Origin of the sequence: Comamonas testosteroni (assembly GCF_014076415.1) — a bacterium.
GTDB lineage: Bacteria > Pseudomonadota > Gammaproteobacteria > Burkholderiales > Burkholderiaceae_C > Comamonas > Comamonas testosteroni_F.
This window is the reverse complement of the sequence record NZ_CP043568.1, coordinates 3,146,521-3,170,892: the sequence shown is the minus strand read 5'-3', so window position 1 is coordinate 3,170,892 and position 24,372 is coordinate 3,146,521. Positions and strand designations below refer to the sequence as shown.

Genomic DNA, 24,372 nt, shown 5'->3' with positions numbered 1-24,372 from the left:
ACAAGTCAGCGGCGCAAGTTGACGGTCTTTGAATATCTGTCAAGGCGCTCCAGCAGGCGCTCGTAGAGATCATCTGTAGCCATCGAGTTCAAGACCTCCGCCTTGATCTCTTCGGCGCGCTGGCTGAGGTTGTGTGGCAGATTGCTTTTTTTTGTTGTCATCCAGCGTTTCGATCAGGGCAATGGGAAGTGCTTCCTGCGCCAGGATCTGGCATTTCATCGTCCTCGGCTGGGCGCTTTGATTACCTAGGAACTCCATCCAACCCTTCCTCTTTCATGATGCATGTCAAGTTTGGGGAATTATGGTGACTGCAGCTGTCGCCTGCTGCACCCAGCCGAGTGCCTGGTGATTCGAAGTCGGGCAGAGTCATCAAAGGACTGTGGCGAATTTCCGGCTGTCATCGACAGTGCTGCCGATGCGTCTTCACTGGCACCTGCAGTCCGCCGGGCTGAATCTCAGATCCCCCGGCGCAGGGCTGGCGCCTGCAGCAAGGCGGGTGCTATCTCCATCAAGACAGCAGTTGTTTGGTTACGGGCGGATGAAATGGAAAAATACCGGGGTTGGTCTATCTACGAGGTTGTGATGCCCTTGTTTCACACCACTGTGTTGACTGGTCTGGCGATGCTGGCCTTTGCCGGCAACTCGCTGTTGTGCCGCCTTGCGCTCCAATCCCACTCCATTGATGCCGCGAGCTTTACGGCAGTGCGCCTGGCTTCGGGTGCGGCAATGCTGGCGCTGGTCGTGAGCCTGAAACGCGCTCCCTCTACTGGCGTTGGCAACTGGATGTCGGCGGGCTTGTTGTTCGCTTATGCCGCATTGTTTTCCTTCGCCTATGGGAGTCTGTCGGCCGGCGTCGGTGCCTTGCTGCTTTTTGGCGCGGTGCAGGCGACGATGGTGGGCGTGGGCCTTTGTCGCGGCGAGACACTCGCACCCCGACAATGGGGCGGATTGGTGCTGGCTTTCGGCGGCCTGGTGGTGTTGCTGCGACCCGGACTCTCGGCACCGCCCCTGGGGGCGGCTTTGCTCATGCTCCTGGCAGGGGTTGCCTGGGGGCTGTATTCCTTGCTCGGCAAGGGCGCAACCGATCCGGTTGGCGTGACGGCAGGAAATTTCTTACGGACGGTACCGCTTTCGCTGCTGATGCTCGTGTTGGTGCAGGGGCAAGCCTCATTGAGCACGGCAGGATTGATGTATGCGCTGTGCTCCGGAATGCTGACTTCCGGATTGGGCTACGTCGCATGGTATGCGGCGCTACCCCAGCTGAAGGCGGGTGCTGCTGCATCCATACAGCTGAGCGTTCCCTTGCTGGCCGCCATCGGTGCCGTTTCCCTGCTGGGAGAGCCCTGGACCATGCGGCTGACCCTGGCTGGCGCTGCCATACTTGGCGGTATCTCATTGGTTGTGGTCACCCGATTTGGCGGCAAGCCTGCCGTGGCAAAAGAGTAGTCGCGCGATCTTTTTCCGAGAGCCCTCCAGGAGCTGGGAGAACAGTGCTTCCTGCATCTTTGCACTGCTGCGAATGTCACGAGTCTGAATGGAGGGGCAGGGCGATGCAGGATCTGTTCGATGCAGAGGCTCCAATGCGCGAGCTTCCTGTCGTGCCGCAGAACATCGCTTTACACGGGTATCCGTGGGCAGGAATAGGCTGTCAGTGCCACCTGTAGAAAGGGCCGCCATGAAAGAGCTAGTTGCACTGACCGCGTTTGCCTTGACCTTGATATTGACCGGATGCGTGATGCAGAGGCCGGTCAATGGGCAAGGAGTGGATCCAGGTTCCCACCAGGTCGAGAAGAATGCGGATCAGGATCTTCGAAACAACGATATTCAACAGCGGGATCGCTCAATCGACTTTGAAAACGACTGGGACCGGGATCACTTTCGTGACCGCGGAAACGAGGGCCATGAGAATCAAGGCAGCCTGTGGCCGTGGCCGGGTTCCGGATTGAGTGGCGGGCGCACTTACCCAGGGGGCCAAAGCTGGGGCTATTAGTGCAGCGTTACGGGTCAAACATTACGCAGTGTTGCAGTACGGTAGTTCGGCAACAGGGTATGCACTCCTGGGCGGGTGAACCTATTGCGCAGTGCCTTTGCTGGGGCGAGTGCAGGGCATAGCTGCCATTCCCAGCAGCTGCGGTGACCAGGCGGAAGCCTGCAAAAGCAGGCCGGCTTGCCTTCAAGCGGCCATCCGGCCATTTGCAGGCATTTCCCGGATGCAACCGGCGCGCCTTCGCCAGCGGGCGGACGTCGTGGAGCATGGCAAAAGAAAGCTCCTTGAGACGCCGGCAATTGTGTGCACAAAGCCGGGCTTACACATTGAAAACCTGCGCGATTTCGGTCCGTCTAAACTTCGCACATGAAGAAACTGTTTGGAGTCTGTGCGCTCGTCTTGCTTTTGTCGGGCTGCTACGCGGCAGGCCCTGGATACAGCTACGGGTATAGCGATACCTACATCTATCAGCCTTATGGCGGCTCGTACTACTATGGGCGGCCTGCATATAGGCCTGGGTACTATCACCATCATCACGCGCACCGTCCACCGCACCACAGGTCTCATCCAGGCCACGGAGGGCATGGAAATCACCGTCCACCGCATGGAGGCCATCGCCCAGATGGCGGTCATGGTCATGGCCATCGCTGATTGACAGGCCTCGACTGGCGCGGTCGAGCGAAGGCTGAAAACAGATAACGCCGCGATTTGCCAGTTCATGGGACAGCGAGCCAACACGTCCGGGTTGACGCAAAACGCCGTGTCACCTGGTGTGACTACCAGGGGGCAGGCCGTGGTTGGGCGGCTGCCCGGTTAGAGGTTGCCGCCCGAAATTTCGATCAGGCTACCTGTGGTGTACGGCGACTCGTCCGAGATGAGCCATACGATTGCATTGGCAACCTCCAGAGCCGTTCCTCCGCGCTTCATGGGAATGCCGGCGGCCAGGCGCTGAACCCTGTCCGGCTGTCCCCCGCTGGCATGAATATCCGTTTCAATGAGACCGGGACGGACAGCGTTGACACGGATGCCTTCCGCCGCCACTTCCTTGGCCAGCCCCAGAGTCATCACATCCACAGCACCCTTGGATGCCGCGTAGTCGACGTACTGGCGTGGCGCGCCAAGTCTTGCTGCAATGCTGGACACATTCACGATGGCTCCACCATGGCCGCCATTGGCAGTGCTCATACGATGCACCGCTTCGCGAGCGCAAAGAAAAGCGCCTATGGTGTTGATTCGAAACATTCGCTCAAGGCGCTGCAAACTGAACTCGGCCAGCGTCTGTGCCGTGTCCACAATACCTGCGTTGTTGACCAGGGCGTCCAGGCGCCCGAACTGTACATCTGCCACGGCAAAGAGACGGCGAATCTGCTCTTCGCAGCCCATATCCGCCTGAATGGCCATGGCGTGCCTGCCCATCTCCGTGATTTGCGAGACAACCGCATCGGCTGCCGTCTGGTCTGTATTGAAGCTGAGCAGTACATCCCAGCCTGCCGCTGCTGCTTGCAGGGCGGTGGCTGCACCAATGCCTCGGCTGCCTCCGGTGATGAGCACGACTTTGTTTTTCATGGGGCTCCTTGGTGTTCCACTTGATACTGCTGTGAGTTTCGTCTCCAGCTTCACGGTTCTCGATTCATCTTATCGCTGCATTTCTTCTGCGGCCTAGGCATGATCCGGTCCAAGTGCTCATGCTTTTGTATCTCAAGGCAACAAAAAACCACCTTTAGAGGTGGTTGAAAACCAATCGCAAGGCTGGATTCAGGAGACGGGGCTACCAGTGTCGGTAGTTGTGGCGCATGCGCAGCAGTCTCTCTTCCTCCTGCTTTTTTTCCATGTCTGTGGGCTCTTGCGGGTCTAGTTGGGGCGGCGCAGGGAAATCCTTGTCCATGGAGAACATCTCCTTGGTGGTTTCCCAGAACTTCTGGATTGGCGGGGGAATACGGCTATCTGGCATATAGACCTCCAGTCCTGGATGACGAATCAAGATCGATCGCCAAGAGCCACAGTACTCTTTTTAATAACCTTGAAGCCCTATCCAATAAGTAAAACGTCAGCTTTGGTGCATAAGCAGGATGGATGCGACTGCCAAGAAAAACGCGATGCTTCCTTTCCATCGACGCTGACAAGGCTTCGGGCTGATGGCTCTTGATGCACAGGTTCTGCAATTCAGGTGCCACAGGCTGTCCGAGACTGGCGAGCAGATGCGGCTAGCATGCAAGGCTCAACAGTGGAGCAGCTATGGAAAAGTACCGATTCAATGTGTTTGGCGACATCCTGGCCATAGAGCGCAGCAACTCGGGATGGCGCTGCTTTGCGGTTGGACTCGATGGAAAGCTTGGCCCGGTGGATCTGGTCGTTCCCCCCGAGATCACTCATGAGGAGCTGCCTCAGTACCTCTACGACATCTACCATGAGAGCGCGGCATTGTCGGATGGCGACATTTTCGAGATATCCTGAGTCTCATCCGAATGCTGCCCACAGCTCGTCAGAGATGTCAGATATCTATGGCGCTGCTACCCATTGTGTCTGTGACTCCTTCGCCAATCTTTTCGGCACCTACTTCATCATTGCAAGGAGATTGCCGCCATGACTCTTCAGAAGAACCCGCTCAAAGAACCGGAGCCCAAGCCGGATCCGATTGATCCGCCAAATGATCAGCCGCCTGCAGAACTGCCGGTCGATCCGATAGAGCAGCCCAATGTGTAGCTGCTTAAGCCCGCGAATGGCGTTGTTGCATTACAGGGACTTCCCATCAACGCAAGCGCTGCTCAGTAACTTGTGACTGACCTGGCTGCCAGGACGACTCAGGTGCTTGAAACGAGGAACAGGCTGCACATCTACGGACGGGGTTAGGCACGAGGTGTGCACCCCTAGAAACAAACCGCGCAGCAGGGCTCCATTCAAATCTCGTGACGTCTTGCGACTCACAATGCAACAACCGAGCTTGCCTGCTGCTGGTCTGACCTGTTCATTGCATCTTTGATTTCACGTCTTGCATGTTGAAGTGCCTGTCTCAGGCAACGGCAAAGACGGGTGGCCTGGGGCGTTCGGTGATATGGGCTGCTTCGTAGGTACGCTCCTGTGTCATGAGCGCCCAAAGGATGCGTGCATTTTTGTTGGCTAAAGCCACGGAGGTTTCTTGCCAGCCACTGCGCTGCCTCAAGGCCATCACCCATTGGGAGATAGGGTCGAGGTTGTAGGTTGTGTTTGCCGGTCGGCACAGCGGCCTTGGCCCCTTGCACCAGCAAAGTGCGCAGGTAGCTATCGCCTCGTTTGGTGATGGCACCTAGATTGGATTTGCCTGCGCTGGAATTCTGTCTGGGCCTCAAACCAAGCCAGGCAGCAAACTGTGCACCGTTCTTGAATTGCTTGAACTTGCCCACAGTGGTGACCATTGCCAGTGTCGTTCCAGATAGAGTTGCATGGAAATGAAAAAAGCCCGTGAAAACACGGGCTTACATGAGAAAAAAGTCTAAAGCTTGCGTGTCAGTCAGTTCACGACAGCGCTTTATTCCCACTCAAATATTCATACGGCTCTGAAATCCTTATCCGGTGCGGTATGTGGCGCTGCGCCTGCGCCAGATACCATCCCAGATACCATGAATAATATTGACTTGGTTAGTCTATTGTCCGAGAGGCGCTGACGCCTTCATATTGGCTTGGCGGCGCTCCTCGATCCAGGCGTCTACTTCTGCCTCATCCCATGCCACTCTACGCGGCGATAGGACTATTCGTTTCGGGAACTGGCCAATGGACTCCAGCTTGAGAATATAGCGATCAGAGTAGGGTACTTTAGAGCAAAGAGCTTTGCGGTCCAAGAGCTTCATTTTTGTTCTCCATAAAGAATACGAAAGCCTGCGGCTGCGGGCTGGGGTGTTGGTGTTCAGGCTACTTTGCGGAGCTGGCCTGCTTCGATGTAGTTCGCGGCGACGATCAGTCGCATCGGTAGGGGGCTGACGCTGTTGCCGGCCATTCGCACCTGTGCCGTTTTCGTCAGGGGTTTGCCTGCTGCCGTGCGATCAATGATGTAGTTAGGCGGGAAGTCCTGAGCGTTGTAGAGCTCGCGCGGCACAAGCATGCGCAGCGTGATGTCTACGATTACCCACGGTTCGCCCTTGAGCCAGACCGTCACCAGAGCCAGGCGGTCGCGCGTCGTGACAGTCGTGGTTGGTTCGCGTAGATCCGCCCATTGCCCGCCGCTGCCGTGGTAGCGCATCAGAAAGGCCGCACAACGCAATGCACCGGCTTCATCGTCCTGGCTCAGTTCGTACTGCACCAGGCCATGATGCTCGCCACCAGCACAAACAACTGGCAGGGGCTCGGCCAGAGACTTGCCGACGCTATTGCGGCGCAGGGTGGTCAGATGGGCCACCGCCAGCTGTTGCTGACTGCCGCTTGTCGTCACCGTGGACATGCCACCGCGCAGATCACGGGCCGGCGTGGTGTTGAACCCGCCATTAGCCTGCACCATGAACGCCGTTGCCAAGCTTTGCCCGCCGCCGCTGGCGGTCACTGTGCCCACGGGTCCCGTGATGTCGTTCGTCCCATGGCTGCGGCGCTTTGTGGTGCCTGAGCCTTCGCCGTGCCCGGCCTGCACGAGATATGCCGACGCCACAGCATGTTTGACGCTGCCCGCGACTACCGTGCCGATGGCGGATTGAATGTCCATGGCGCGCGGCTCTTGGCCCTGTCGCTCACCGTCGCCCACTTGTACGATGTGCGCGGACATCAGCGCAGTCTCGCCACCCTTTGCGGTTGTGATGGTCCGCATGGGGTCTTGGACGTTGTACGAAATGTCTCGGGTGTGGGTCACCGGAGTGAATGCACGGGCGGCCCCTTCAACAATGAACGGCTCCTTGCTTCCCAGCACATATTTCTGCATGCCGTGCTGGATGCGGCGCATTGTCGCCTCGGCCAATGGCTTCTTTCGGCCAAAGATGCTTGTGCCAGGAATACTCCAGTCGATGCAGTCGGCAGCAGGCTTGTGGGGCTTGAGCTTGCCTACTGGCTTCTTGGCGTGGGTCTTCTCGGGCCAGATGATGGGCAGGCCGTCGCGTCGGGCGATCATGTATAGGCGCGTCCGGGTGCTGTGGCAGCCCAGGTCTGCATTGCAGATCACGCGCCACTGCACGACATAGCCCTGATTGCGCAGCATCTGCACAAAGCGATTCCAGGTCTTGCCCAGTTGCTTCTTGTCTGGCACCAGATACTGGTTATTGCGTGGCACACGCTCGCCAGGGTCTGCAACGCGGTAGGTGGTCTTGCCCTTGGCATCCTTGATCTTGTCCAGGGTGATGACGCGGCCGGTTTCTGGGCAGCGCTTGGCAATTAGCCTGCACCAGAGCAGCATCTGCTCCACGTTCTCCAGGGTGATGACATCAGGCTTGGCAATGCCGCCCCAGCGCGGTACCACCCAGGCCAGAGAGCGAATTTCCTTGCTGCGCGGCTGGCCGCCCAGCGCCTGGCTGTGGTGGGTGCAATCCGGGGATGCATGCAGCAGGCCCACCGGCTGCCCGCCCGTGGCTTGACGGGGGCAGACCTCCCAGATGTCGGCGCGGTAATGGCGCGTCTGGGGGTGATTGGCCTCATGCATGCCGATGGCGTCGGCGTCATGGTTGATTGCAATGTCAACTGGTCGGCCGATGGCCTGCTCAATGCCTGTGCTGGCTCCGCCGCCACCGGCAAACAGGTCAATCACCAGCTTGGCAGACAGTGCCAGCACAAATTGAGGGGTAAGCATTAGGGCTCCAGAAATGACAAAGCCCGCGCAGTTGGCGGGCTGTGATTGGTGGCGCGGTCAGTGACCGCAGGGCAGGCTGCCGTCGGGCAGCGGGTTGTTGCGTGCGCCGCAGCTGATGCAGAGCGGCGGTGCGGCAGCAGGTGCGCTGTGGCTGGTGCACTTCACGGCAGTGATGCCGTCGGGGTAGCGCTGGACCGGCTGCATGCTCTCGAACTGCAGATCTGCGCAGGCTTTGGAGCCATCGGTGCAGGTTGTGCACATGCCGCCTTTGGGAATGTGGGTGGTGGTCATGGGGTATGGCTACCTGTTGACGGGTAGCGGGATGCAGAGGTTGAAGGTCGCCAGCCAGTGCAGGGCGGCGTCGGTGTGGAAGGGATAGGGGCAGGCCTCATTGGCATCGCGGCATGCGTAGTAGGCCTCGCGGGCTTCGGCCTCCACCTGGGCTTTGGGAATCAGCACCTCGCCACCGGCCCATGTGGTCTTGAAGGCTTCAGCCATGGGCGTGGCTGGGTGCCTGGTCCATCTGGCGCACGGCTTGCTCAAAGCTCATGCTGCGCACGGGGCAGTGCTGCGGCTGGGTGTTGGCCAGGATCAGCGTGTCATGGCGTGGCAGCTGGCGGGCGCTGGTCAGGCCTTCGCAGTCGGTGTCGTAAACCTTGCTGAGGCCGAAGTGCTGCTGCAGGCGTGCTGCCTGGCTGGCTTTACCGCAGCCGCGAGGGCCGAAGATCACGATAGAACGGGTGGACATGGCGTTGCTCCTTTGCATGCTTCATGGCGCGCAGCGCTTGCTGCAGCTCGGTTTGAAAGTAGGTATTGAGAGAGGGTGCAGGCGTGGCGGCGGTTGCTGCCTGGCTCTGCATGAGGCGCAGCAGGCGGCTGCGCTGTCGGTCGCGGTGCTGCAGCTCGTGCAGCACGGTGTCTATCGGATGCATCGGCAGGAGATCCCCATGCCTAGATGACCCAGCTCGTTGAAGCCGTGCTCGAAAGCTTCGGCGGTGCTGCGGGCTATGTGCTGGATGGAGACGCAACCGCATGTCAGGACAAAGAGTCGCATGGCGGGGGCTCCTAGAACAGCTGCAAATTCAGGTGGTTGGTGGTGCCGGCGCGCACACGGTTGATCGTCATCAGCGCCGGGGTGTGCTGGGTGCGGCGGCGCGGCTTCTTGGCCTGGGCTGCCTGCTCGGCTGCGATGTGCTCGCGGGCCTTGGCGAAGGTGTCAGCAATGTTGGTGCTGGTTGAATGGATGTACTGGAATGCCGCGCTGGTGATCGGGACGCTGGGCAAGGTGTGGCGTGCTGCTTGCATGGGTTCTCCGGTTGAGGGCAAAAGAAAAGCCCGCTCAGTTGAACTGCACCCCAAAAGTTGGACACTGATCCAACCGAAGAGGTGTTGTTCATGGCGAGGCATGATTTAGATTTCAAAAGGACCGTAGTCCGGGAATATTTGGATGGCACTGGTGGATTCAGAGTGCTTGCAACCAAGCATGGGATAGACCGCTCCACCGTGCGCCAATGGGTAGATGTCTATCGGTGGCATGGAGATGATGGTCTGTGCCGCAAAGGACAGGGCGCGCACTACAGCGCTCAATTCAAGCTCCAAGCACTCAAGCGCATGTGGCGTGAGGCCCTGACGTACCGACAGGTAGTCGCTTTACTCAATCTGCGCGGCGGCACAGGCATCCTTGCCAGGTGGGAGCGTCAGTATCATGAGGGCGGCCCAGAGGCGCTTGAACCCCAGCGCCGTGGCCGCCCCAAGAAGATGCCCGCCCCCAAACCTCCCAAGCCACTCAAGTCTTCGTCCACATCCGTAGACGAGTCCAAAGCGCTGCAAGCACTGCGCAAAGAAAACGAATACCTGCGCGCGGAGGTGGCGTACCTAAAAAAATTGGATGCCTTGGTTCGGGCAAAGCAACAGGCAATGCTGACAAAGCGCAAGCCGTGACTGAACTGAGGCATGAATACTCTGTGGCGCAATTGCTCAAGGCTGCAAGGCTGGCTCGCAGCACGTTCTATTACCAGTGCCAGGTGCTTCGCTGCGGTGACTCCTGTGCGGGCCTAAAGGCCCAGATCCAAGGCATCTTCGACAAGCACAAGGGGCGGTATGGCTATCGCCGCATCACAGCGCATCTGCGCCAAGCGGGATGCGTCATCAATCACAAAGCCGTCCAGCGCTTGATGCAGGTGCAAGGTTTGAAGTCTCTGGTCAGACCCAAGAAGTACCGTGCCTACCGAGGCCCAGTCAATGCTCAGGCGCCTCATCTGCTGCAGCGCCAATTCCAGGCGGATGCGCCGCAGCAGAAGTGGGTGACGGATGTGACGGAGTTCAATGTTCGTGGCAGCAAGCTTTACCTGTCGCCGGTCATGGACCTGTACAACGGCGAGATCGTGGCCTATGAGATGCGTGACAAGCCAGACTTCCAACTGGTGGGCAACATGCTGAAAAAGGCGCTTGGCAAACTCAAAGGCCAGACTGCGCCTGTGCTGCATTCCGATCAGGGATGGCAATACCAGATGCCGGCCTATCGCCGCCACCTGGCCACCAAAGGTGTGGTCCAAAGCATGTCACGCAAGGGCAATTGCCTGGACAACGCTGCGATGGAGAGCTTCTTTGCGACAGTGAAGACGGAGTTGTTTTACATGCAGAAGTTCACAAGCGCCGAGCATCTGCGCGGTGAGTTGGTGAACTACATCCGTTACTACAACCATCATCGAATCAAGATGAAGTTAAAAGGCCTGAGCCCGGTGCAATACCGAACTCAGGCCATGTGCCCGTAATTTAACTGTCCAACTTTAAGGGGTCAGTTCACAGTGGCGGGCTTCGGGGTTGGTGAACAGCTTGGTTCCCGGCCATGCGTAGAGCAGCAGGCCGTGGTCGCGTACATATCGAACGCTTTCATTCATGCTGTGAAAGTAATGCGTGTCCGATCTGCACAGAGCCATTTGGGTCACGTTGTCGACCTTTGAATGGACCTTGTGTCGCAGGTGCTCCATTGCGACTCTCTCTGCCAGATCGGCGAGGTAGGAAGCAATCCAGAAATGGGGGTGGAATGCTGGGCATGGACGGGGGTAAGCCATGCTCAAGTGCTCGGCCTTGGGGGCGCGGCGACGGGCGGGGGCTTTTCGCTCCGTGGTGGCGGTTGTTGACATGGTCATTGGCTCCATGAAAAAGCCCGCTCAGTGGCGGGCTTGGTGGTGGCGGGTGACGATGACAAACTCGCGCAAGGGCATGATTGCGCCCCAGCCTTGATCGAAGCGCACAAGGATGGCGCCGCAGTCGTGTTCACCAAGGCGCTCGGGTGGCGCCCATTGAGCGCCGGGCAACTGAGCCAGCAGTCGCACATGCTTGGCATCCACGCCGAAGCAGTGGGGAATATCGGGCAGCGGGATATTGCAGTACCGATTTGCAAATCGCTCCCTCGGGATATCGCCAGCACCCCTGCACAGTTCGCATGGGTATGCGCCAAGTACATCAGCGCTAGGCGTCTCAATGTGGCCTGTGTCGTGGCACACATAGCAGGGGGAGAAGTCGCCGCCCTGGCATGTTGAGCAGGTCGATCGCGTGATCCAGTGTGATCCCTTGCATTTAGGGCATGTCTCCAGATCCTGCAGTTTGGGGTGCGCCAGCAGAGGCGCAAATTCACGCCACGCGGTTTTGGGCGTCTCTACGAACTGCATGTGCAGTCGGTCAAGGCTCGGTTCCATGGATTTCGTGGGCGTTGAGGTGCAGATCGGCGCATCGTCTTCGGGGATGGCAATCAATGCACCGCCGTCGCAGGCAAACACCATGCCCAGAGCTCTGAAATTCGCGCTCAAGACTTGGCGCAACTCATTCGGGCCGCAATGCAGGCGGCGCATAAGGTCGTGGACAGATGGCAAGGTGGCTCCTGTTCATGAGACAAAAAAAGCCCGCACAGCAATAGCTGGCGGGCTCAGTGGATATGCGGAGGTAGGTTAAAAAAGCAGGTGGTGCACCGCTTTTCTACAGCATAAAGAAATCCTTCATCACTGCTTCAAACTCTGCCGTTCCCTTCTTCGGGGTGTGTTGGTAGGTCAGTTCCATCGAGTCCAGATTGACGATGGTCGCGACTTCGATCTCAAACGGATCTTCAGCGTTCAGACGAATAGAGGGGCCGAAAATACCGCGGTTAGCTTCATGCACAGAACTCACCGAAAGCAGACGTACGACGCCATCTATCTCTTTCTTCCAGGGAGTCCGTTGTGGTGTCTTGTCGCCAAAATACCGAACAGAAGGGCCGTGGCCCCAGGTTAACTTGCTGTTCAAAGTATAGAAAAAAGGCTTGCCATCTTTGTGCACTGGGTCGGGCATGGCATGCTTGAAGCTCTCGTGGACAGCACGAAAGTTGTCATATCCATGGCGTGCTTCTGTGTGTGACAGACCGCCGTCGAAAATATAGATTTCGGGCACCTTCAGTTTTCGCTTAGCTCCACTCAGAATCGTTTCGTAGATCGGAAGGTAGCTGAACGCATTGTCAAAAATAACACCGTTAGATATTGCTGCAAGGTTCTTCAACGCAATCGTCTTGCCAGACTTGCTCTTGCCTACAACTATCACGAGGTGTCCGGGCTTATCACGAGCACCGGCAATGGCGCGATGCAGTAACGCCATGACGCTGCTCTGCCATTGCTTACCGAAGTGGTTGGGCAAACACTGATCCTTGAATGTGACGCCGAGTGGCTCGACAGCAAGACGCTTCACGTCTGCCAAATCACATTCTTCACGCATGTGTTTGGACATGAGAGAGTACGGAATCTTGCGAGCGGACAGGGGGCGGTCTCCCTCTTTGCGCAACTGATGATAGTTGCGAAAGCCAAAAAGTGTTGCCGCTAAGTTGAGGGCGTCGTTGCGGTCCTTGACATCAGGAAGGCCCAGCTTGCTGATGTTGCGGGCGACCCGCTTGAAGTCAACGCCATCGACGAACAGGTCGTCGTCATTGAAATACGCATGCATATGCATCCTCGTTCTAGAGGTCGGCGTAAATTGGAGAAGCCATTCAACGCTAAGGCGCGTAGAGGTGACGTTTTTGTGCCTGAGCACAATTGTCCGGTGTCAGAAACGAGACTTTTTCTCCTGCCAACCAAACGAAAAAACGCAAGTGCAGGGAATGGTCGGAAAAGCGCCATTGCAAATAAGCGACCTATTTCATCTGACGGTCAGCGCGTAGTGATTGTAAGCATGAGATCCAACAAAAGCAATCGACATGGCGCAAATTACTCTATACGTCGCAGCTCGCTACGGCGGTGAAGATGTCGTGACGGGAGAAGACTTTTATTGACCAGGAGCGATCACGCATGCTGCCTTTGCTTATGTCCTGAGCAGATTTGGCAAGCATTTGGCACAGCTGGCGTAGTTCGCCGGCTGTGCCGTCTGTTATCACTCGAATGCTAGGCCATTTGCCTTGTCGCTGTTCCTGATCAATGCTGCACAGGCCGACTTTGAATCGGTGACGACAGAGCAGATTCTGCGAGCGGCATCAAACGGCTCGACGTACTCTTCTTTCCTCGGCCTGACGATATGGTTCTCGATTGGCTTGGGTGTCTCGGCCTTCTGTGGAACGCTTGTTCGAGGTGGTGATGGTCGCTGGCTGGCTGGCTGGCGGTGTGATGTCCCGACCATCTAGCGTTTCTGCTTTCAAGGCATCTGGCGGGCATCTGCTAGCCGTCTGTAGCGTAATGACTTTCTGATTTGGCATCGAGCACTTCACCTGGGCCAAAGCGGGGGTGATTGCGGCGAATGCCAAGGCAGCTGCAGCCAGTACTTGCTGGCGTGTCTTCATGTGTTTCCTCCCTGATCTACAGGGGGTTTTAGCACATGAAGCAATCTGACCTAAACCGCAGCGCCCTGGTGCAAGGCGCTTTGGTTTGCCTCGTCGCGCATGGGGCGGGCGGTACCGGGATTCCAACCGGCATGACCGTTCTTGCTCTTGGCCGCCTTCGCCTCACCCTTTTGACCGTGTACGTGCTTTGACGGCTGGTTACGGCAGGGATGCCGCGCAGAGCAGCGGCCGTGCCCGCTGATGCGATGTTGCCCGGGGACGCTCCGCATGGGTGGAGCGAACAACATGGGCAGGCGGTGCAAGAGTGGATGGAAAAGGGCGGGATCCGCTCGCTGTAATAACATCTGGATTCCGACATCACAGACTTCTTACAGGAGGGATCCCATATGGGAGGCAAGGCCTCGGTTGAGCTGTATCCGGATCAGCGCCAGAAAGAGCGGCGTCAGTTACTCAGTCGTTTTGCAATCCCTGCTGTGGAGGCTATTTACAGGGAAAAATTCTTTGCCTTGTTCGGTACGCGTTGTTTTAAATGCGGCCAACCCGAAACATACGTGCAAGGCACTAGAGGACTGAAGGTTCTTTGTATCGACCACCATGTGCCAATGGCGCATGGCGGGCATCTGGTACCTGGCAATCTTGTGTCACTTTGCCGCAGATGCAATGGCACAAAGCTAGACCAAGACCCCGAAGCCTTCTACACGCCTGAAGAGCTGAGTCGCCTTCAGCCGTTTCTCGACCGCCAGCATGAGCTGTTCAACTTCGTGTTTGACTGGGACGCCTGGCGTGCTGATCCGGCAGGCTATTTGATCGGGTTGGGTGTTTCTCCAACGTTGGTCGGTCAGCTCTTGCACGATGAAGACCACCCTGATTTTCTCGGTATGCCTGAGAAGGATCATGAAGCGTCCATGTCTGTCTCTATTGGCTTGCCACCAGAGTTGGCAAAGCTTTTTGAAGCAGATCCACCGGCCTGACCCTTTCCCATCCACTCTCTTTTTAAAGACCGGGCGTGACCCGGTCGATGCCGTGGTGCCCGTCACACTGCTGCGACGAGCTGAATGTACCGATATCGGTATAAAAGAGCAATACCGAATTCGGTACATTGGTGATATTTTTTTGTGTACCAGCTTAGAGTTCGGTACAAAGACAACAAAAAAGGGCCATAAGGCCCCAGATGAGAAATCGTTGTAGCTACAGCTTTGAGCCTACCCAGATGGCCCGCCCTTGTATGAGTGTTTCGGCTTTGCCATCAATGATGATGTCTGGGTATTCGCTCTTGTCCGCGTTGTCTGATACCGCCCGCCACACGCCTCCGATAGTTTGAAAACGCTTCACAAGCATCTCACCATCCCACGAGAAAGCGTAGATCTGGCCTGCGCGTGGTTCGCGGTCTGCTTTGTTAAGCAGCAAGATAGAGCCATCGCGGATGGTGGGTTCCATGCTTACACCCTTGACGGTGACAACCGCCGCATTGATAGGGCTTACACCTGCAGACTTCAGAAAATCCCTACGAAACTGGAGTAACCCCAAACTGGCGACTACACCCACATGACGCCCGTTGCCTGCACCGACCTGAACGCTCAGCTTAGAGACCGGTACAAAGTCGTTCTCGCCATCTTCTATCGATTCATGAAGGAGAGTGCCCGTGCTGATCCCGAAGAAGTCTGCAAATTTCTGAATTGACTCCATTCTCACGCCGGTGTCGCCAGCAATGATCCTGGCAAGCGTGCCCTGACCGATGGCGTAGCCAGCGGTCTTCATCTCATCACGTAGACGCCCAATTGCCTTGCCTTTGATGAGCATGGCTACGTTGTCGGCGAGTGTCTGATTGGCTGCTTTATCCATATCAAACATTGTTCGATCTTGATGTACCGATATCGGTATGTCATACTTGTACCGAAATCGGTTTATAGGTTTATTGATGAACGTGCCAATCACTGAATATCTCCATCAGAAGCTGACCGAAGTCGGTACGAGTGGGTTTGACCAACTTGCTATTGAGACGGGCGTGAAGGTCAGCTTCATCCGCAAGTTCTTCTATGGCGGGCGCAAGGACCCGCGCGTGAACACTATTCAGCCGCTGCTTGACCACTTCCTTGCTCAAGACCTTCTGGCTGGAAGCAGCCTGATTTCAGTGCCGGAGTCTGCGCATGACTGAATGCACAACACGACGTGGTCGCAAGCTTGCCGCTCAGCGATCGATTGCCTACATGGTTTCAAGCAGTTGCTGTGCATACAGGCGCCCCTGCAATGTGGGCGCGAATGCAACGAGCGCGTCAATTTCATTGGCAGCAGTCTGGCTGCTGCGATGCACGTGGCCTGTGGCCATTCCTGCTTCTATCAATTCGGCTGCCGCTTCCCAGTCTTCTGGGGCAGGGGCTTGGCCGCTCAACAAACGAAGGTAGGTGTCTGTGAACTCTGGTGAACGTCTTTTATGGATCATTTTCTCGTTGAGCATGTTCATGTCGACTGTGCTGGTGAAGGCTGGTGCGTTGCATCGCTTCTGGCCGGATTACTTCGCGCCGCCGGAAATCTGCGTGAAGCAGGCGCAACCACGGCAAGTGCCTGAAGTGGTGGAGCGGGAATCTCATGACTAAGCCCGCGTCTCATCTTGATCGTTATCAGCCTGTGCTGTGGCGTGGCACGACGCCGGTAAGCGACGGCTGGATCTGCTTCTCGTTTGCGTGTGACGCTGAGGTGCTGCGCATACGGCTGCCGGTGGAAAGCGCTCATGGTTTGGTGGATACCGCTGCGGCTTATCTGGGCAGGTGCGGTGTCCAGTCGCCCAGCAAAGCCTTGCCAATCGCGCAAGTGGCCCTGGATTTGCTGCCGGGCGGACTAGTGCGAATCACCAGCACCTGCATGGGAGCACGCGATGCGTCGTACGCCGCCATGCAAGACCTGCGGGTTGCGGGTGAAGTTGAAAAGCTGGTGAACGAGTTGCGAGATCGGCTCAGTCGGGAACTGTCGTGACTTCGTATGTTTCGTTGAACTCGATCTGCACCATGCGCGGTCCTTGGAGTGGGCCGCGCTCTTTGACGCGATACATGCTCAGGTCGGCCGAGCCGAAGTACACCAGGTCGTCGTCCTTGAGCGAATCCACCAGATCTTTGAAGTGGGCCTTGAACTCGGCGCCGCTCATCATTTTTTCCTTGGTCATGTCCGTCTTCCTTGGTGCAGTTGGTAAAGGTTTGGTCGCCGCCATCGTAACCAAGTGTGGGGCGGGCACCTTTGTGCCAGGAGGTTCTTATGGCTTGGCTTGATCCATTGCAGGAGCGCGCGGCGGCGTCTTTGCGTTACCGCCTCAGCTTGTCACGCTCTCCAGCCATTGCTTCATGTGATCTATCGCGATCAGTCGGCTTTCAGGGACCGCCTGATGAAGCAATGCCGTCTCAACAGATTGCAGCCTCTCAAGACCTTCCGTGCGGAAGTCGTCCTTGTCCACAGTGCAGTTTGCAATTGCAAGCACCAGTGCCGTCAACGCATCAATCTGGCCGTTGAGGTAGTGAATGTCTTCATTCAAAGGTTTATTGCCCATGGTTCACATGGGTAATGGTGTTGAGAGTTCGATCGTATTCAAAGAGGGGGTGGGCTCTATTTCGGGCCTGAAGCCTCACGTCAGCACCCGCACCGCCACGCGCTGCAGCTCTTCGATGACGGGCAGGGGCACGCTGCCGGTGCGCAGCATTTCGTGGATGCACTGGTTGTTCCAGCGGGCGACTTTGCGGGTGGTGAAGCTGTCGCGGCCTTCGACGTCTAGGACAAAGACGATTTGCTGCAGCAGCAGCTCCATGGCGTGGGCCCACTCGGGTGTGGGGACGATGGGAGTCTGCTTGGCTGTCTGTGCAGCGGCCGTCAGCGATTCGCCTGAGAAGTGAGGTGTGGTCATGAGAAGCAGTGTCTCTTTTCCTCCCTACACAAACAATGGCGAATTGGATGCTCAGGCCGACATGCCAATACCAGTCGATGTTGCGGATGCGGCCTATCTCATTGCGCACAAACATCCCGGCGGTGTGCGAGTGCTGGCCGAGCGCATGGGTGTGAGCGCCAATACGCTGCAGAACAAGCTGAACCCGAACAACACGACGCACCACCTGACGCTGCGCGAGTCTGTGGCGCTGCAGGTGATGGCGGGCAACCCGGCTATCTTGCGCGCCATGGCAGCGGCCCTGGGCTACACCTGCGTGCCCGCGCTGCCCGACCAGGCAGAGGGCGACCCGGTGGAGGCGTTTGTGGCCCTGCAGCAGGAGGTGGGCGAGTTCACATCCGCCGCGGCAGACGCCTTTCGTGGCGGCAAGGCCATGGTGAGCCGCAACGAGATCAAGCGGCTGCAGTACCGCTACAACGAGCTGATATCTGCCTTGAACCAGCTGCTGGCCACGGCGGCAGCGCGTGTGCCGGCGTCGGTGGAGGAGGGCTGATATGCATATCCAGCTGAGCGCGCGAGTGCTGAACCAGGCGGAGCTGCTGCGGCAGATCCACGGGCTGGCGGGCCCGCAGGCGGCCAAGGCCTATGCCAAGGCGCTGAACGATACGGGCTTCGAGATCCGCCGTGCCATGCAGGACGAGATGCGTGCGGTGTTCGACCGGCCTACGGATTACATCCTGCGCAGCCCGTTTGTGCGCATGGCCACGGCCGCCAGGCTGAGCGTGACGATCGAGCCGACCTATATGGGCGGAAAGGGGATCGATCCGCAAAAGATTCTGGATGCCCAGACCTGGGGCGGCCGCCGGCGCGACAAACGCAGTGAGGTGGCACTGAAGCGTGCGGGCATCCTGCCTGCTGGTTATCAGACGGCGATACCCGATGAGGCCAGAGGTGGCCCTTACCCCGGCAGCGATGACGGCAAGGGCAACCTGCGCGGGCCGTTTCTGGTGCAACTGATCAGCTACTTCCAGGCGTTTGGCGAGCAGGGCTACAAGGCCAATATGAACGCCAAGGGCTATCTGCGCGTGCACCGTGGCACCAAGAAGCAGGCTGGCCGGCGCTATTTCATTGCCTATGGCAGCGAGCGCGATTCGCCGCGCACCAACCGCAAGGGTGAGCCGGACGGGCGCACAGCTCATCTGGCTCGCGGCATCTGGGCCGTCAGCGGCACAGGCGGCGCGCTTGTTCGCCCCGTCTTGCTGTTTGTGAAGCCAAAGCTTGGCTACCTGCCGCGCTTTGACATGGACAAGGTGGCCAAGCGCGCCGACGCCACGGCCTATCTGGAGCGCCGCATCCGCTACCGCTTGCGCGAGGCCGCAGGCGTATGACTTCCATGAACCCAGCAACGAATTTGAGCGCAGGCGCGCAGCCGCCCGTGCAGATATCAGGAGGTTTGACCATGCAGCAACCCCAATCCGTGGTGACCGGGCGCGACACCAGCGCCGAGGCGTTTGCCGCTCTGGGCAACGAAACGCGCCGCCGTCTGCACGAGCGCCTGTACGAGTCGCTGCGCCATGCCCACCAGCAAGGCGTGCGCGACATGAGCCGGCGCGAGCTGCGCGATTACCACAACACCCAGACGGGCGAGTGGCTGGAGCTGTGCAGCGTGGCCAGCACGGTCAATGCCCTGCTGGCGGCCGGACGGCTGGAGGAGGGCACTGCGCGCCGCTGCAGCCTGTCGCCACGCCAGCGTGACGTGATGCCTGTGCGCTGCAAGGCGCGCCAAACGGCCTTGGCCTGATCGGGAGAGAAGTATGAGCACCATCATCATGTCGGCCTGCTGGCCGCTGCAGGGCATGTCCGCAGCGCAAAAGGCAGTTCTGATATCGCTGGCGGATCAGTCGAATGACGACGGCGTGTGCTGGCCCGGTGTCGGCACCATTGCCAGGCGTACCTGCCTGTCTGAGCGGGCCGTGCAAGAGGCGCTGTCGTGGCTGCAGAAGGTCGGTCTGGTCTTTCGGGAATATCGCCTGAACGCCAGCACCAGCTACACCATCACACCGGGCAGTTTTGACCCGACGAAGGCACCTGTCGGTCGCAGTCGGAGCAAGGCAGGTGGTGCAGATGGCGCACCCCCCGCAGATAGCGCACCCCCCGCACCAGGCGCACCAGGTGGTGAACCAGGCGCACCTGTACCCCCGCACCAGGCGCACCCCAGGGGTGAACCAAGCGCACCCAAATCATCATTGAACCGTCATAGGAACCATCAAAGAACCAACACACCTGCGCTTGAGCGCGCAGGACCTGTTGCTCAACCGGAGGATGTGACCGACCAGACCTGGGCCGACTGGCTGCAGCTGCGCAAGGTCAAACGGGCACCGGTGACGGAGACCGTGCTGAAGGGCGCCAAGGCAGAGGCTGCCAAGGCCGGCATGACGCTGGAGGCCTTTCTGCAGCTGTGGTGCATACGCGGCTCGCAAGGGCTGCAGGCCGCATGGCTCAGGCCTGCTGCAGCGCCGGCGGGCGGTCGTGCGCCGGCGTTCAACGCGAACAAGCACGCTGCTGCTGCGGCAACGATTTTCGACGGAGTGTGGGATGCATGACGTGGCGACGTTGACGGCTGAAGCGATCCAGCAAGCGCAGGCACGCGCCGCAGATCCGGCCGACGGGCTGCGGGCCGGCCCGGCGGTGCGCAAGCTGTTCGTGCTGCTGCAGGGCAGCTACGGCAGCCTGTTCCTCAGCAAGTTCGCCACGGGCCTGAAGGACGGCCTGGGCCACGACAAGGGCATCCGTGCGGCCATGAACGTCTGGCAGGCGCGCCTGGGGCGCTTTCCTGCCGATGTGCTGGAGGCCGCGGCCGCCCGCCTGGCTGCCGAGCACCCCGACTTCCCGCCCAACCTGCCGCAGTTCGAGCTGATGTGCGATGCCGTCATGCCGCGCCAGACCTATGCCCAGCAGCAGGGCCTGCCTGCCTTGCCTGCGCCCGTGGCCGCGCCGCCTGTGAAGGTCAACCTGCAGGAGCGCAACGACGGCAAGGACTGGGCACGCCGCATCGTGGCCCGCATGGAGGGTGGCGACACCAGCATCTCGTACTACGCCGGCAAGTCCGCACGAATGGCCCTGGGCCTGGAGGTCAAGGTCTGATGTTGCATTGCACAAAAAATAGGCAGGGTGAGGGTCGCGGGTCCTTCCGGCGAGCCTCTGAAGCGGGTAATTCGAGCCGCGTTGTCGGACTGTTGCGTGAGTTTCCTAAGGGGGTTAAGTGAAGGTTCTGCCTTATTTGGATGCTATCGTTTCGCAAGCAGAGTTTGCGCAGATGGTGGGTGTCAGCGAAGCCAGCATCAGCAAGCGCGTGAGCGAAGGCGTGCTGACTCGTGGTGAAAACGTCCACGCCTGGCTGGTGGGCTACTGCGAGCACCTGCGCGACCAGGCCGCGGGCCGGATCGGCGAGACCCTGGGCCTCGACCTGGTCCAAGAACGAGCCGGCCTGGCCAGGGCCCAGCGCGAGGCGCAGGAGTTGAAGAACCAAGTGGCCCGTGGCGAGTACGCGCCCATTGGCATCCTGGCCGACGTGCTCGGGCTGGCCAGCTCGGCCATCGTCGATCGGATGGACCAGTTCGAAGGCCAGGTGCGCAAGGCCTGCCCCGACCTGCCCCAAGAGGTGCTGCTGATCGTGCTGCGCATCATGGCCGACGCGCGCAACGAATGGATCCGCTCCACCTCCCAGCTGGTCAACAAAGAGGTCGAAGCCATGGCGCAGCTCGACGCAGACGAGACTGCAGCATTTGATATCAGAGCTGGCAGCGAAGAGGAGGGCGACGCCGCATGAGCGCACCTCTCAGCCCCGAGGCCATGGCTGCCATTCAGGCCGCAGCCGCGCTGGGCCTGTCCAGCCTGCGGGCCGATGCGCCGCAAACCCTCAGCGAATGGGCGGCAGAGCACTTTCTGCTGGCCGGCGAATCCAGCCACCAGAAGGGCGGCTGGGTCGGCTGGCCGTTTCAGCTCGGAATTCTCGACTTCATGAGCGACGACCGCATCGAGGAGCTGGCGGTTCGCAAGAGTAAACGTATCGGGTATACCAAGATGATCACCGCCTTCGTCGCCTACAACATCGCCCACCGCCGCCGCAAGCAGGCGCTGTGGCAGCCCACCGACGACGACCGCGACAGCTACGTCAAGAGCGAGATCGAGCCCGTGCTCGACGGCGTGGCCGCCGTGCAGGCCGCGCGCCGCCAGGGTAAGGGGGTGGAGGACACCATCAAATACAAGCCCTTCCGCGACAGCGTGCTGCACCTGCTGGGCGGCAAGGCCGCGCGGGCCTATCGCCGCATCACCGTGGCCGTATCCATCCTCGACGAATGGAGCGCCTTCGACCAGAGCATCGAGAAATCCGGCGACCCCGGCAGCCTGGCCAAAGGCCGGCTGGAGGGCGCGCCATACCCCAAGTTCGTCGGCGGCAGCACACCCCGCGTCAAAGGCATGTGCCATGTGGAGCGCGCCTGCGAAGAATCCGACGCCTACGTCCAGTACCACATCGAATGCCCGCGCTGCGGCGCGGAGCACCCGCTCGTCTGGGGCAGCAAAGAGCTGCCCTACGGCTTCAAATGGGTCAAAGGCCAGCCCGCCAGCGTGCATCACGTCTGCCCGCATTGCCTGGAGAGCATCACCCAGGCCGACTACCTGCCCGGCGGCTGGCCGCTCACCGGCACCTGGGTCTGCAAAAAGACCGGCCGCCGCTACGGCGCAGACCGCATCTGGCGCGACGCTGCGGGCCAGCCCTGCCGCCCGCCGCGCACCCTGGGCGTGCATGTCTGGGCCGCCTACAGTCCCCAGCGCACCTGGGTCAGCATCGTCGATGAATTTGAAAAAGCCCACCGCGCCCTGCAGGCAGGCGACGTGGCGCCCATGACCGGCTTCACCAACGAAACCCTGGGCGAGACCTGGGAGCTCAAGGGCGACAGCAGCGACGAACACGCCCTGCAAGCCCGGGCCGAAGACTACCCCCTGGGCCGCGTGCCCGCCGGCGCGCTGCTGCTCACCGCCGGGGTCGACGTGCAGCGCGACCGGTGGGAGATCGCCATCTGGGCCTGGGGCCGTGGTCTGGAAAGCTGGGCCATCGCCCACCAGGTCATACAGGGCAACCCCGCTAGCGAGGCCGACTGGGAGCCCGTCACCCAATACCTGCAGCAGCGCTATGTGCAGGCCTGGCACGGCGGCAGCCTGGGCCTCAGTGCCATCAGCATCGACTCGTCCGACCAGACCCAGGCCGTCTACAACTGGGTGCGCAGCGCGCAAGGGCAGCTTGCCGGCCTGCGCGCCATCAAGGGCGACAACAACGACAACCGCAACATCGTCGGCCCCAGCAGCCTGCAAGAAGTCAACTACCGCGGCCGCAAGATATCGCACGGTATCAAGCTCTGGCTGGTGGGCGTGGACAGCGCCAAAGACCTGCTGCTGGGCCAGCTCGCCATCGACAAACCCGGCCCCGGCTACGTGCACACCAGCCAGAAGCTGCCGCGAGAATGGTACGAGCAGCTCACCGCAGAGCAGCGCGTGCTCGTCAAGGTCAACGGCAAGGATGTGTACCGCTGGGTCAAGCGCAGGCCTCGGAACGAGGTGTTGGACTGCTTTGACGCTGAAACCGAAGTTCTCACGCACGGCGGCTGGCGGCGTTGGACAGATGTAGGGTACGAAGACCTGTTCGCGACGGTAGACCTCTCTACCGATCTGATTGAGTACCAAAAGCCATCGCTACTGATCGACAAGCCCTACAGCGGTGACATGGTGCAACTCAAAGGCAAGTCCATTGATGTCCTGGTCACGCCCGGCCATCGCATGGTGACCCTGAAAAAGCAGCAAAAAACCATTGCTCCCGGTGTGCGTAAATGGGACTTTGATGTGCCGCCGCAAATCACGCTGGCCAAAGACCTGACCGTGCACCATGCACTCAAGATTGCTTCGACCTGGACAGGGGATCAGTCGGACACCTATGTCATCCCCCAGTCCGTGTCCTCGCAAAACCGCATTCTCTTGCCAGAGGTGGTTGTCGATGCCCACGACATGGCGGCCTTCTTCGGGTGGTGGGTGTCCGAAGGCTCTGTGCAGGAAGTGCGTAGCAAAACACAGGGCAATGTGCGCAGGCGTGTCACGCTTCACCAAGTCAAGCCAGAGCGCCGCCGCGAGATCGAAGCACTGCTGTCCCGTCTGCCATGGAACTTCCATATCTCCCCGGACAGGTACATCCTCACCTGCATGCAAGCCTACGACCTGGTTGCACCGCTGGGGCGCTTGCAGCATGAGCGCCGGGTGCCTCAGTGGATCAAGGATGCCAAGCCTAGCGTTATAGAGGCATTCCTCACTGCGGCCATTGCTGGTGATGGCTGGGTCCAGCAGCGTGAGAACCACCATCGACCAAGCCGCGCCTATGCCACAACGTCTCGCTTGCTGGCGGATGACATGCAGGAGTTGTTTATCAAAATTGGAAACGCAGCATCGATGCGCTTGGTGCAGCCCAAGCACCGCCCCATCATCAGAGGGCATGAGTCGCCAGCGATTCCAAAGCTCCAGTACCACGTCTATGAGCGCCTAGCCTCACGCGCCTATCTGGATGGCGGCGGCAACGGCAAGCGCGGCTACATAGGGCAGATCGTGCAATACGAAGGGCGTGTGTACTGCGCCACGGTTCCCAACGGCACTTTGATCCTGCGCCGTGGAGGCAAGACCTTTATTGCGGGCAACTGCCGCAACTACGCCCTGCACGCCGCCATGTGCCTTGGCATCCACAAATGGCCCGAGGCCCGCTGGCTGCAGCTGGAGCAAACCGTGCAGCCCCCGCAAGACCTCTTCAACACCGCCCCGGCGCAGGCCAACAAGCCACAGCCGCAGGGCGATGAAGCCGCACCGCCACGCGCGCCAGCGCGGCCCAGCCCGTCGCGCCAGCTGGCGGACGAAGAGCTTTTCAGCCCCATCAGCCTCTATTGATAAAAACC

35 protein-coding genes and 1 pseudogene are annotated in these 24,372 nt (G+C 59.5%); 17 read left to right on the top strand and 19 right to left on the bottom strand.

Features of this window, described 5'->3' with window-relative positions; genetic code table 11:
• Positions 1–69 precede the first annotated feature (69 nt).
• On the bottom strand, positions 70–258 hold the full coding sequence (locus tag F0P97_RS14510) for a hypothetical protein (RefSeq protein ID WP_232537940.1): 189 nt from the start codon (positions 256–258) through the stop codon (positions 70–72).
• A gap of 324 nt (positions 259–582) precedes the next feature.
• On the opposite strand from F0P97_RS14510, the gene F0P97_RS14505 reads away from it, so the two are divergent.
• The 3 genes from F0P97_RS14505 to F0P97_RS14495 all read left to right on the top strand — a co-directional run bounded on the left by F0P97_RS14505 (position 583) and on the right by F0P97_RS14495 (position 2,642).
• The gene (locus F0P97_RS14505; RefSeq protein WP_182287209.1) at positions 583–1,446 is read left to right on the top strand and encodes a DMT family transporter; all 864 of its coding nucleotides are present in this window, start codon (positions 583–585) and stop codon (positions 1,444–1,446) included.
• A gap of 229 nt (positions 1,447–1,675) precedes the next feature.
• Positions 1,676–1,990 (top strand): hypothetical protein, encoded by a 315-nt coding sequence (locus F0P97_RS14500; protein WP_182282955.1) that lies wholly within the window; start codon positions 1,676–1,678, stop codon positions 1,988–1,990.
• 472 nt (positions 1,991–2,462) lie between these two features.
• Positions 2,463–2,642, top strand: coding sequence for a hypothetical protein (locus F0P97_RS14495; protein WP_182282954.1), 180 nt, complete (start codon positions 2,463–2,465; stop codon positions 2,640–2,642).
• Positions 2,643–2,800: 158 nt separating this feature from the next.
• Here F0P97_RS14495 and F0P97_RS14490 read toward each other — a convergent pair whose 3' ends face one another.
• Both F0P97_RS14490 and F0P97_RS14485 read right to left on the bottom strand, forming a co-directional pair.
• Entirely contained in the window at positions 2,801–3,553 is a 753-nt protein-coding gene (locus F0P97_RS14490; RefSeq protein ID WP_182282953.1) for an SDR family oxidoreductase, read from the bottom strand.
• A 202-nt stretch (positions 3,554–3,755) separates the two neighbouring features.
• Positions 3,756–3,938, bottom strand: coding sequence for a hypothetical protein (locus tag F0P97_RS14485; RefSeq protein WP_182282952.1), 183 nt, complete (start codon positions 3,936–3,938; stop codon positions 3,756–3,758).
• A 284-nt stretch (positions 3,939–4,222) separates the two neighbouring features.
• Here F0P97_RS14485 and F0P97_RS14480 point away from each other — a divergent pair, with 284 nt between their 5' ends.
• The gene (locus F0P97_RS14480; RefSeq protein ID WP_003064031.1) at positions 4,223–4,441 is read left to right on the top strand and encodes a DUF7661 family protein; all 219 of its coding nucleotides are present in this window, start codon (positions 4,223–4,225) and stop codon (positions 4,439–4,441) included.
• A gap of 767 nt (positions 4,442–5,208) precedes the next feature.
• Here F0P97_RS14480 and F0P97_RS27620 read toward each other — a convergent pair.
• The 8 genes and pseudogenes from F0P97_RS27620 to F0P97_RS14440 all read right to left on the bottom strand — a co-directional run.
• Positions 5,209–5,355: pseudogene (locus F0P97_RS27620) on the bottom strand (transposase); the annotation flags it as partial.
• Between the two features lie 252 nt (positions 5,356–5,607).
• Positions 5,608–5,811, bottom strand: a complete 204-nt coding sequence (locus F0P97_RS28070) for an AlpA family phage regulatory protein (RefSeq protein WP_182282951.1) — start codon at positions 5,809–5,811, stop codon at positions 5,608–5,610.
• A 56-nt stretch (positions 5,812–5,867) separates the two neighbouring features.
• Positions 5,868–7,724: a DNA cytosine methyltransferase gene (locus tag F0P97_RS14465; protein ID WP_182282950.1), complete on the bottom strand. Its 1,857-nt coding sequence runs from the start codon at positions 7,722–7,724 to the stop codon at positions 5,868–5,870.
• A 57-nt stretch (positions 7,725–7,781) separates the two neighbouring features.
• Entirely contained in the window at positions 7,782–8,015 is a 234-nt protein-coding gene (locus tag F0P97_RS14460; protein WP_182282949.1) for a hypothetical protein, read from the bottom strand.
• Between the two features lie 9 nt (positions 8,016–8,024).
• Positions 8,025–8,222 (bottom strand): hypothetical protein, encoded by a 198-nt coding sequence (locus tag F0P97_RS14455; protein ID WP_182282948.1) that lies wholly within the window; start codon positions 8,220–8,222, stop codon positions 8,025–8,027.
• Positions 8,215–8,472: a hypothetical protein gene (locus F0P97_RS14450; RefSeq protein WP_182282947.1), complete on the bottom strand. Its 258-nt coding sequence runs from the start codon at positions 8,470–8,472 to the stop codon at positions 8,215–8,217. The genes F0P97_RS14455 and F0P97_RS14450 overlap by 8 nt, the downstream gene beginning before the upstream one ends.
• Entirely contained in the window at positions 8,426–8,656 is a 231-nt protein-coding gene (locus F0P97_RS14445; RefSeq protein WP_182282946.1) for a hypothetical protein, read from the bottom strand. Before F0P97_RS14445 ends, F0P97_RS14450 begins: the two co-directional genes overlap by 47 nt.
• Positions 8,657–8,789: 133 nt before the next feature.
• Positions 8,790–9,029 (bottom strand): hypothetical protein, encoded by a 240-nt coding sequence (locus tag F0P97_RS14440; protein WP_182282945.1) that lies wholly within the window; start codon positions 9,027–9,029, stop codon positions 8,790–8,792.
• Positions 9,030–9,119: 90 nt separating this feature from the next.
• On the opposite strand from F0P97_RS14440, the gene F0P97_RS14435 reads away from it, so the two are divergent.
• Positions 9,120–10,498 (top strand): IS3 family transposase gene (locus F0P97_RS14435; protein ID WP_182287200.1). Its coding sequence is split into 2 segments (ribosomal slippage): positions 9,120–9,612 and positions 9,612–10,498, totalling 1,380 coding nucleotides; the frame shifts between segments, so codons are not numbered across the junction.
• 15 nt (positions 10,499–10,513) lie between these two features.
• Here the strand turns inward: F0P97_RS14435 and F0P97_RS14430 are convergent.
• From F0P97_RS14430 to F0P97_RS14420, 3 genes are all read right to left on the bottom strand, one after another.
• Entirely contained in the window at positions 10,514–10,870 is a 357-nt protein-coding gene (locus F0P97_RS14430) for a hypothetical protein (protein WP_182282944.1), read from the bottom strand.
• 27 nt (positions 10,871–10,897) lie between these two features.
• Positions 10,898–11,599 (bottom strand): hypothetical protein, encoded by a 702-nt coding sequence (locus F0P97_RS14425; RefSeq protein WP_182282943.1) that lies wholly within the window; start codon positions 11,597–11,599, stop codon positions 10,898–10,900.
• A 103-nt stretch (positions 11,600–11,702) separates the two neighbouring features.
• Positions 11,703–12,692, bottom strand: a complete 990-nt coding sequence (locus F0P97_RS14420) for a hypothetical protein (protein ID WP_182282942.1) — start codon at positions 12,690–12,692, stop codon at positions 11,703–11,705.
• 448 nt (positions 12,693–13,140) lie between these two features.
• Between F0P97_RS14420 and F0P97_RS14415 the strand changes: the two genes are divergently transcribed.
• Complete coding sequence (locus F0P97_RS14415) at positions 13,141–13,362, top strand: hypothetical protein (RefSeq protein WP_182282941.1); 222 nt, start codon at positions 13,141–13,143, stop codon at positions 13,360–13,362.
• A 542-nt stretch (positions 13,363–13,904) separates the two neighbouring features.
• Complete coding sequence (locus tag F0P97_RS14410) at positions 13,905–14,489, top strand: HNH endonuclease (RefSeq protein WP_182282940.1); 585 nt, start codon at positions 13,905–13,907, stop codon at positions 14,487–14,489.
• A 217-nt stretch (positions 14,490–14,706) separates the two neighbouring features.
• Here the strand turns inward: F0P97_RS14410 and F0P97_RS14405 are convergent, their stop codons facing one another.
• On the bottom strand, positions 14,707–15,369 hold the full coding sequence (locus tag F0P97_RS14405) for a S24 family peptidase (protein ID WP_087082932.1): 663 nt from the start codon (positions 15,367–15,369) through the stop codon (positions 14,707–14,709).
• 67 nt (positions 15,370–15,436) lie between these two features.
• On the opposite strand from F0P97_RS14405, the gene F0P97_RS14400 reads away from it, so the two are divergent.
• A complete protein-coding gene (locus tag F0P97_RS14400; protein WP_182282939.1) occupies positions 15,437–15,673 on the top strand; it encodes a hypothetical protein in 237 nt (78 codons plus the stop codon).
• Between the two features lie 48 nt (positions 15,674–15,721).
• On the opposite strand, the gene F0P97_RS14395 is transcribed toward F0P97_RS14400, so the two are convergent.
• Positions 15,722–15,979 (bottom strand): hypothetical protein, encoded by a 258-nt coding sequence (locus F0P97_RS14395; RefSeq protein ID WP_182282938.1) that lies wholly within the window; start codon positions 15,977–15,979, stop codon positions 15,722–15,724.
• Here F0P97_RS14395 and F0P97_RS27835 point away from each other — a divergent pair.
• The gene (locus F0P97_RS27835) at positions 15,978–16,112 is read left to right on the top strand and encodes a hypothetical protein (RefSeq protein ID WP_269780042.1); all 135 of its coding nucleotides are present in this window, start codon (positions 15,978–15,980) and stop codon (positions 16,110–16,112) included. The two genes, F0P97_RS14395 and F0P97_RS27835, sit on opposite strands and share 2 nt — an antisense overlap.
• Complete coding sequence (locus F0P97_RS14390; protein WP_182282937.1) at positions 16,105–16,488, top strand: hypothetical protein; 384 nt, start codon at positions 16,105–16,107, stop codon at positions 16,486–16,488. The genes F0P97_RS27835 and F0P97_RS14390 overlap by 8 nt, the downstream gene beginning before the upstream one ends.
• Here the strand turns inward: F0P97_RS14390 and F0P97_RS14385 are convergent.
• The 3 genes from F0P97_RS14385 to F0P97_RS14375 all read right to left on the bottom strand — a co-directional run bounded on the left by F0P97_RS14385 (position 16,469) and on the right by F0P97_RS14375 (position 17,404).
• Positions 16,469–16,675, bottom strand: a complete 207-nt coding sequence (locus tag F0P97_RS14385; RefSeq protein ID WP_182282936.1) for a hypothetical protein — start codon at positions 16,673–16,675, stop codon at positions 16,469–16,471. The genes F0P97_RS14390 and F0P97_RS14385 overlap by 20 nt on opposite strands.
• A 144-nt stretch (positions 16,676–16,819) precedes the next feature.
• On the bottom strand, positions 16,820–17,053 hold the full coding sequence (locus F0P97_RS14380) for a hypothetical protein (protein ID WP_182282935.1): 234 nt from the start codon (positions 17,051–17,053) through the stop codon (positions 16,820–16,822).
• Between the two features lie 75 nt (positions 17,054–17,128).
• The gene (locus tag F0P97_RS14375; RefSeq protein ID WP_114863923.1) at positions 17,129–17,404 is read right to left on the bottom strand and encodes a hypothetical protein; all 276 of its coding nucleotides are present in this window, start codon (positions 17,402–17,404) and stop codon (positions 17,129–17,131) included.
• A 61-nt stretch (positions 17,405–17,465) separates the two neighbouring features.
• Here F0P97_RS14375 and F0P97_RS14370 point away from each other — a divergent pair, with 61 nt between their 5' ends.
• The 7 genes from F0P97_RS14370 (at position 17,466) to F0P97_RS27615 (ending at position 24,364) form a co-directional block, all read left to right on the top strand.
• The gene (locus F0P97_RS14370) at positions 17,466–17,936 is read left to right on the top strand and encodes a phage regulatory CII family protein (protein ID WP_232537939.1); all 471 of its coding nucleotides are present in this window, start codon (positions 17,466–17,468) and stop codon (positions 17,934–17,936) included.
• A 1-nt stretch (position 17,937) separates the two neighbouring features.
• On the top strand, positions 17,938–18,771 hold the full coding sequence (locus F0P97_RS14365; RefSeq protein ID WP_182282933.1) for a hypothetical protein: 834 nt from the start codon (positions 17,938–17,940) through the stop codon (positions 18,769–18,771).
• A gap of 71 nt (positions 18,772–18,842) precedes the next feature.
• Complete coding sequence (locus F0P97_RS14360) at positions 18,843–19,184, top strand: hypothetical protein (RefSeq protein WP_182282932.1); 342 nt, start codon at positions 18,843–18,845, stop codon at positions 19,182–19,184.
• Positions 19,185–19,197: 13 nt separating this feature from the next.
• On the top strand, positions 19,198–19,986 hold the full coding sequence (locus F0P97_RS14355) for a helix-turn-helix domain-containing protein (RefSeq protein WP_182282931.1): 789 nt from the start codon (positions 19,198–19,200) through the stop codon (positions 19,984–19,986).
• On the top strand, positions 19,979–20,527 hold the full coding sequence (locus tag F0P97_RS14350; RefSeq protein WP_182282930.1) for a hypothetical protein: 549 nt from the start codon (positions 19,979–19,981) through the stop codon (positions 20,525–20,527). Before F0P97_RS14355 ends, F0P97_RS14350 begins: the two co-directional genes overlap by 8 nt.
• A 136-nt stretch (positions 20,528–20,663) precedes the next feature.
• Positions 20,664–21,212, top strand: a complete 549-nt coding sequence (locus tag F0P97_RS14345) for a hypothetical protein (RefSeq protein WP_232537938.1) — start codon at positions 20,664–20,666, stop codon at positions 21,210–21,212.
• On the top strand, positions 21,209–24,364 hold the full coding sequence (locus F0P97_RS27615) for a terminase gpA endonuclease subunit (RefSeq protein ID WP_232537937.1): 3,156 nt from the start codon (positions 21,209–21,211) through the stop codon (positions 24,362–24,364). The genes F0P97_RS14345 and F0P97_RS27615 overlap by 4 nt, the downstream gene beginning before the upstream one ends.
• Positions 24,365–24,372 lie beyond the last annotated feature (8 nt).

Excerpts from the sequence above, each read along its gene's own strand:
- F0P97_RS14495 (WP_182282954.1), top strand. The coding sequence starts at position 2,463 with ATGGCGGCTCGTACTACTATGGGCGGCCTGCATATAGGCCTGGGTACT.
- F0P97_RS14360 (WP_182282932.1), top strand. The coding sequence starts at position 18,843 with ATGCAGCAACCCCAATCCGTGGTGACCGGGCGCGACACCAGCGCCGAG.
- F0P97_RS14375 (WP_114863923.1), bottom strand. The coding sequence starts at position 17,404 with ATGACCACACCTCACTTCTCAGGCGAATCGCTGACGGCCGCTGCACAG.
- F0P97_RS14445 (WP_182282946.1), bottom strand. The coding sequence starts at position 8,656 with ATGCATCCGATAGACACCGTGCTGCACGAGCTGCAGCACCGCGACCGA.
- F0P97_RS14400 (WP_182282939.1), top strand. The coding sequence starts at position 15,437 with ATGAACGTGCCAATCACTGAATATCTCCATCAGAAGCTGACCGAAGTC.
- F0P97_RS14355 (WP_182282931.1), top strand. The coding sequence starts at position 19,198 with ATGAGCACCATCATCATGTCGGCCTGCTGGCCGCTGCAGGGCATGTCC.
- F0P97_RS14450 (WP_182282947.1), bottom strand. The coding sequence starts at position 8,472 with ATGTCCACCCGTTCTATCGTGATCTTCGGCCCTCGCGGCTGCGGTAAA.
- F0P97_RS14385 (WP_182282936.1), bottom strand. The coding sequence starts at position 16,675 with ATGACCAAGGAAAAAATGATGAGCGGCGCCGAGTTCAAGGCCCACTTC.
- F0P97_RS14420 (WP_182282942.1), bottom strand. The coding sequence starts at position 12,692 with ATGCATGCGTATTTCAATGACGACGACCTGTTCGTCGATGGCGTTGAC.
- F0P97_RS14505 (WP_182287209.1), top strand. The coding sequence starts at position 583 with ATGCCCTTGTTTCACACCACTGTGTTGACTGGTCTGGCGATGCTGGCC.
- F0P97_RS14480 (WP_003064031.1), top strand. The coding sequence starts at position 4,223 with ATGGAAAAGTACCGATTCAATGTGTTTGGCGACATCCTGGCCATAGAG.
- F0P97_RS14455 (WP_182282948.1), bottom strand. The coding sequence starts at position 8,222 with ATGGCTGAAGCCTTCAAGACCACATGGGCCGGTGGCGAGGTGCTGATT.
- F0P97_RS14460 (WP_182282949.1), bottom strand. The coding sequence starts at position 8,015 with ATGACCACCACCCACATTCCCAAAGGCGGCATGTGCACAACCTGCACC.
- F0P97_RS14510 (WP_232537940.1), bottom strand. The coding sequence starts at position 258 with ATGGAGTTCCTAGGTAATCAAAGCGCCCAGCCGAGGACGATGAAATGC.
- F0P97_RS14430 (WP_182282944.1), bottom strand. The coding sequence starts at position 10,870 with ATGTCAACAACCGCCACCACGGAGCGAAAAGCCCCCGCCCGTCGCCGC.
- F0P97_RS27835 (WP_269780042.1), top strand. The coding sequence starts at position 15,978 with ATGTCGACTGTGCTGGTGAAGGCTGGTGCGTTGCATCGCTTCTGGCCG.
- F0P97_RS14405 (WP_087082932.1), bottom strand. The coding sequence starts at position 15,369 with ATGTTTGATATGGATAAAGCAGCCAATCAGACACTCGCCGACAACGTA.
- F0P97_RS14465 (WP_182282950.1), bottom strand. The coding sequence starts at position 7,724 with ATGCTTACCCCTCAATTTGTGCTGGCACTGTCTGCCAAGCTGGTGATT.
- F0P97_RS14350 (WP_182282930.1), top strand. The coding sequence starts at position 19,979 with ATGCATGACGTGGCGACGTTGACGGCTGAAGCGATCCAGCAAGCGCAG.
- F0P97_RS14410 (WP_182282940.1), top strand. The coding sequence starts at position 13,905 with ATGGGAGGCAAGGCCTCGGTTGAGCTGTATCCGGATCAGCGCCAGAAA.
- F0P97_RS14500 (WP_182282955.1), top strand. The coding sequence starts at position 1,676 with ATGAAAGAGCTAGTTGCACTGACCGCGTTTGCCTTGACCTTGATATTG.
- F0P97_RS27615 (WP_232537937.1), top strand. The coding sequence starts at position 21,209 with ATGAGCGCACCTCTCAGCCCCGAGGCCATGGCTGCCATTCAGGCCGCA.
- F0P97_RS14370 (WP_232537939.1), top strand. The coding sequence starts at position 17,466 with ATGCCAATACCAGTCGATGTTGCGGATGCGGCCTATCTCATTGCGCAC.
- F0P97_RS14440 (WP_182282945.1), bottom strand. The coding sequence starts at position 9,029 with ATGCAAGCAGCACGCCACACCTTGCCCAGCGTCCCGATCACCAGCGCG.
- F0P97_RS14490 (WP_182282953.1), bottom strand. The coding sequence starts at position 3,553 with ATGAAAAACAAAGTCGTGCTCATCACCGGAGGCAGCCGAGGCATTGGT.
- F0P97_RS14365 (WP_182282933.1), top strand. The coding sequence starts at position 17,938 with ATGCATATCCAGCTGAGCGCGCGAGTGCTGAACCAGGCGGAGCTGCTG.
- F0P97_RS14395 (WP_182282938.1), bottom strand. The coding sequence starts at position 15,979 with ATGAACATGCTCAACGAGAAAATGATCCATAAAAGACGTTCACCAGAG.
- F0P97_RS14390 (WP_182282937.1), top strand. The coding sequence starts at position 16,105 with ATGACTAAGCCCGCGTCTCATCTTGATCGTTATCAGCCTGTGCTGTGG.
- F0P97_RS28070 (WP_182282951.1), bottom strand. The coding sequence starts at position 5,811 with ATGAAGCTCTTGGACCGCAAAGCTCTTTGCTCTAAAGTACCCTACTCT.
- F0P97_RS14380 (WP_182282935.1), bottom strand. The coding sequence starts at position 17,053 with ATGGGCAATAAACCTTTGAATGAAGACATTCACTACCTCAACGGCCAG.
- F0P97_RS14485 (WP_182282952.1), bottom strand. The coding sequence starts at position 3,938 with ATGCCAGATAGCCGTATTCCCCCGCCAATCCAGAAGTTCTGGGAAACC.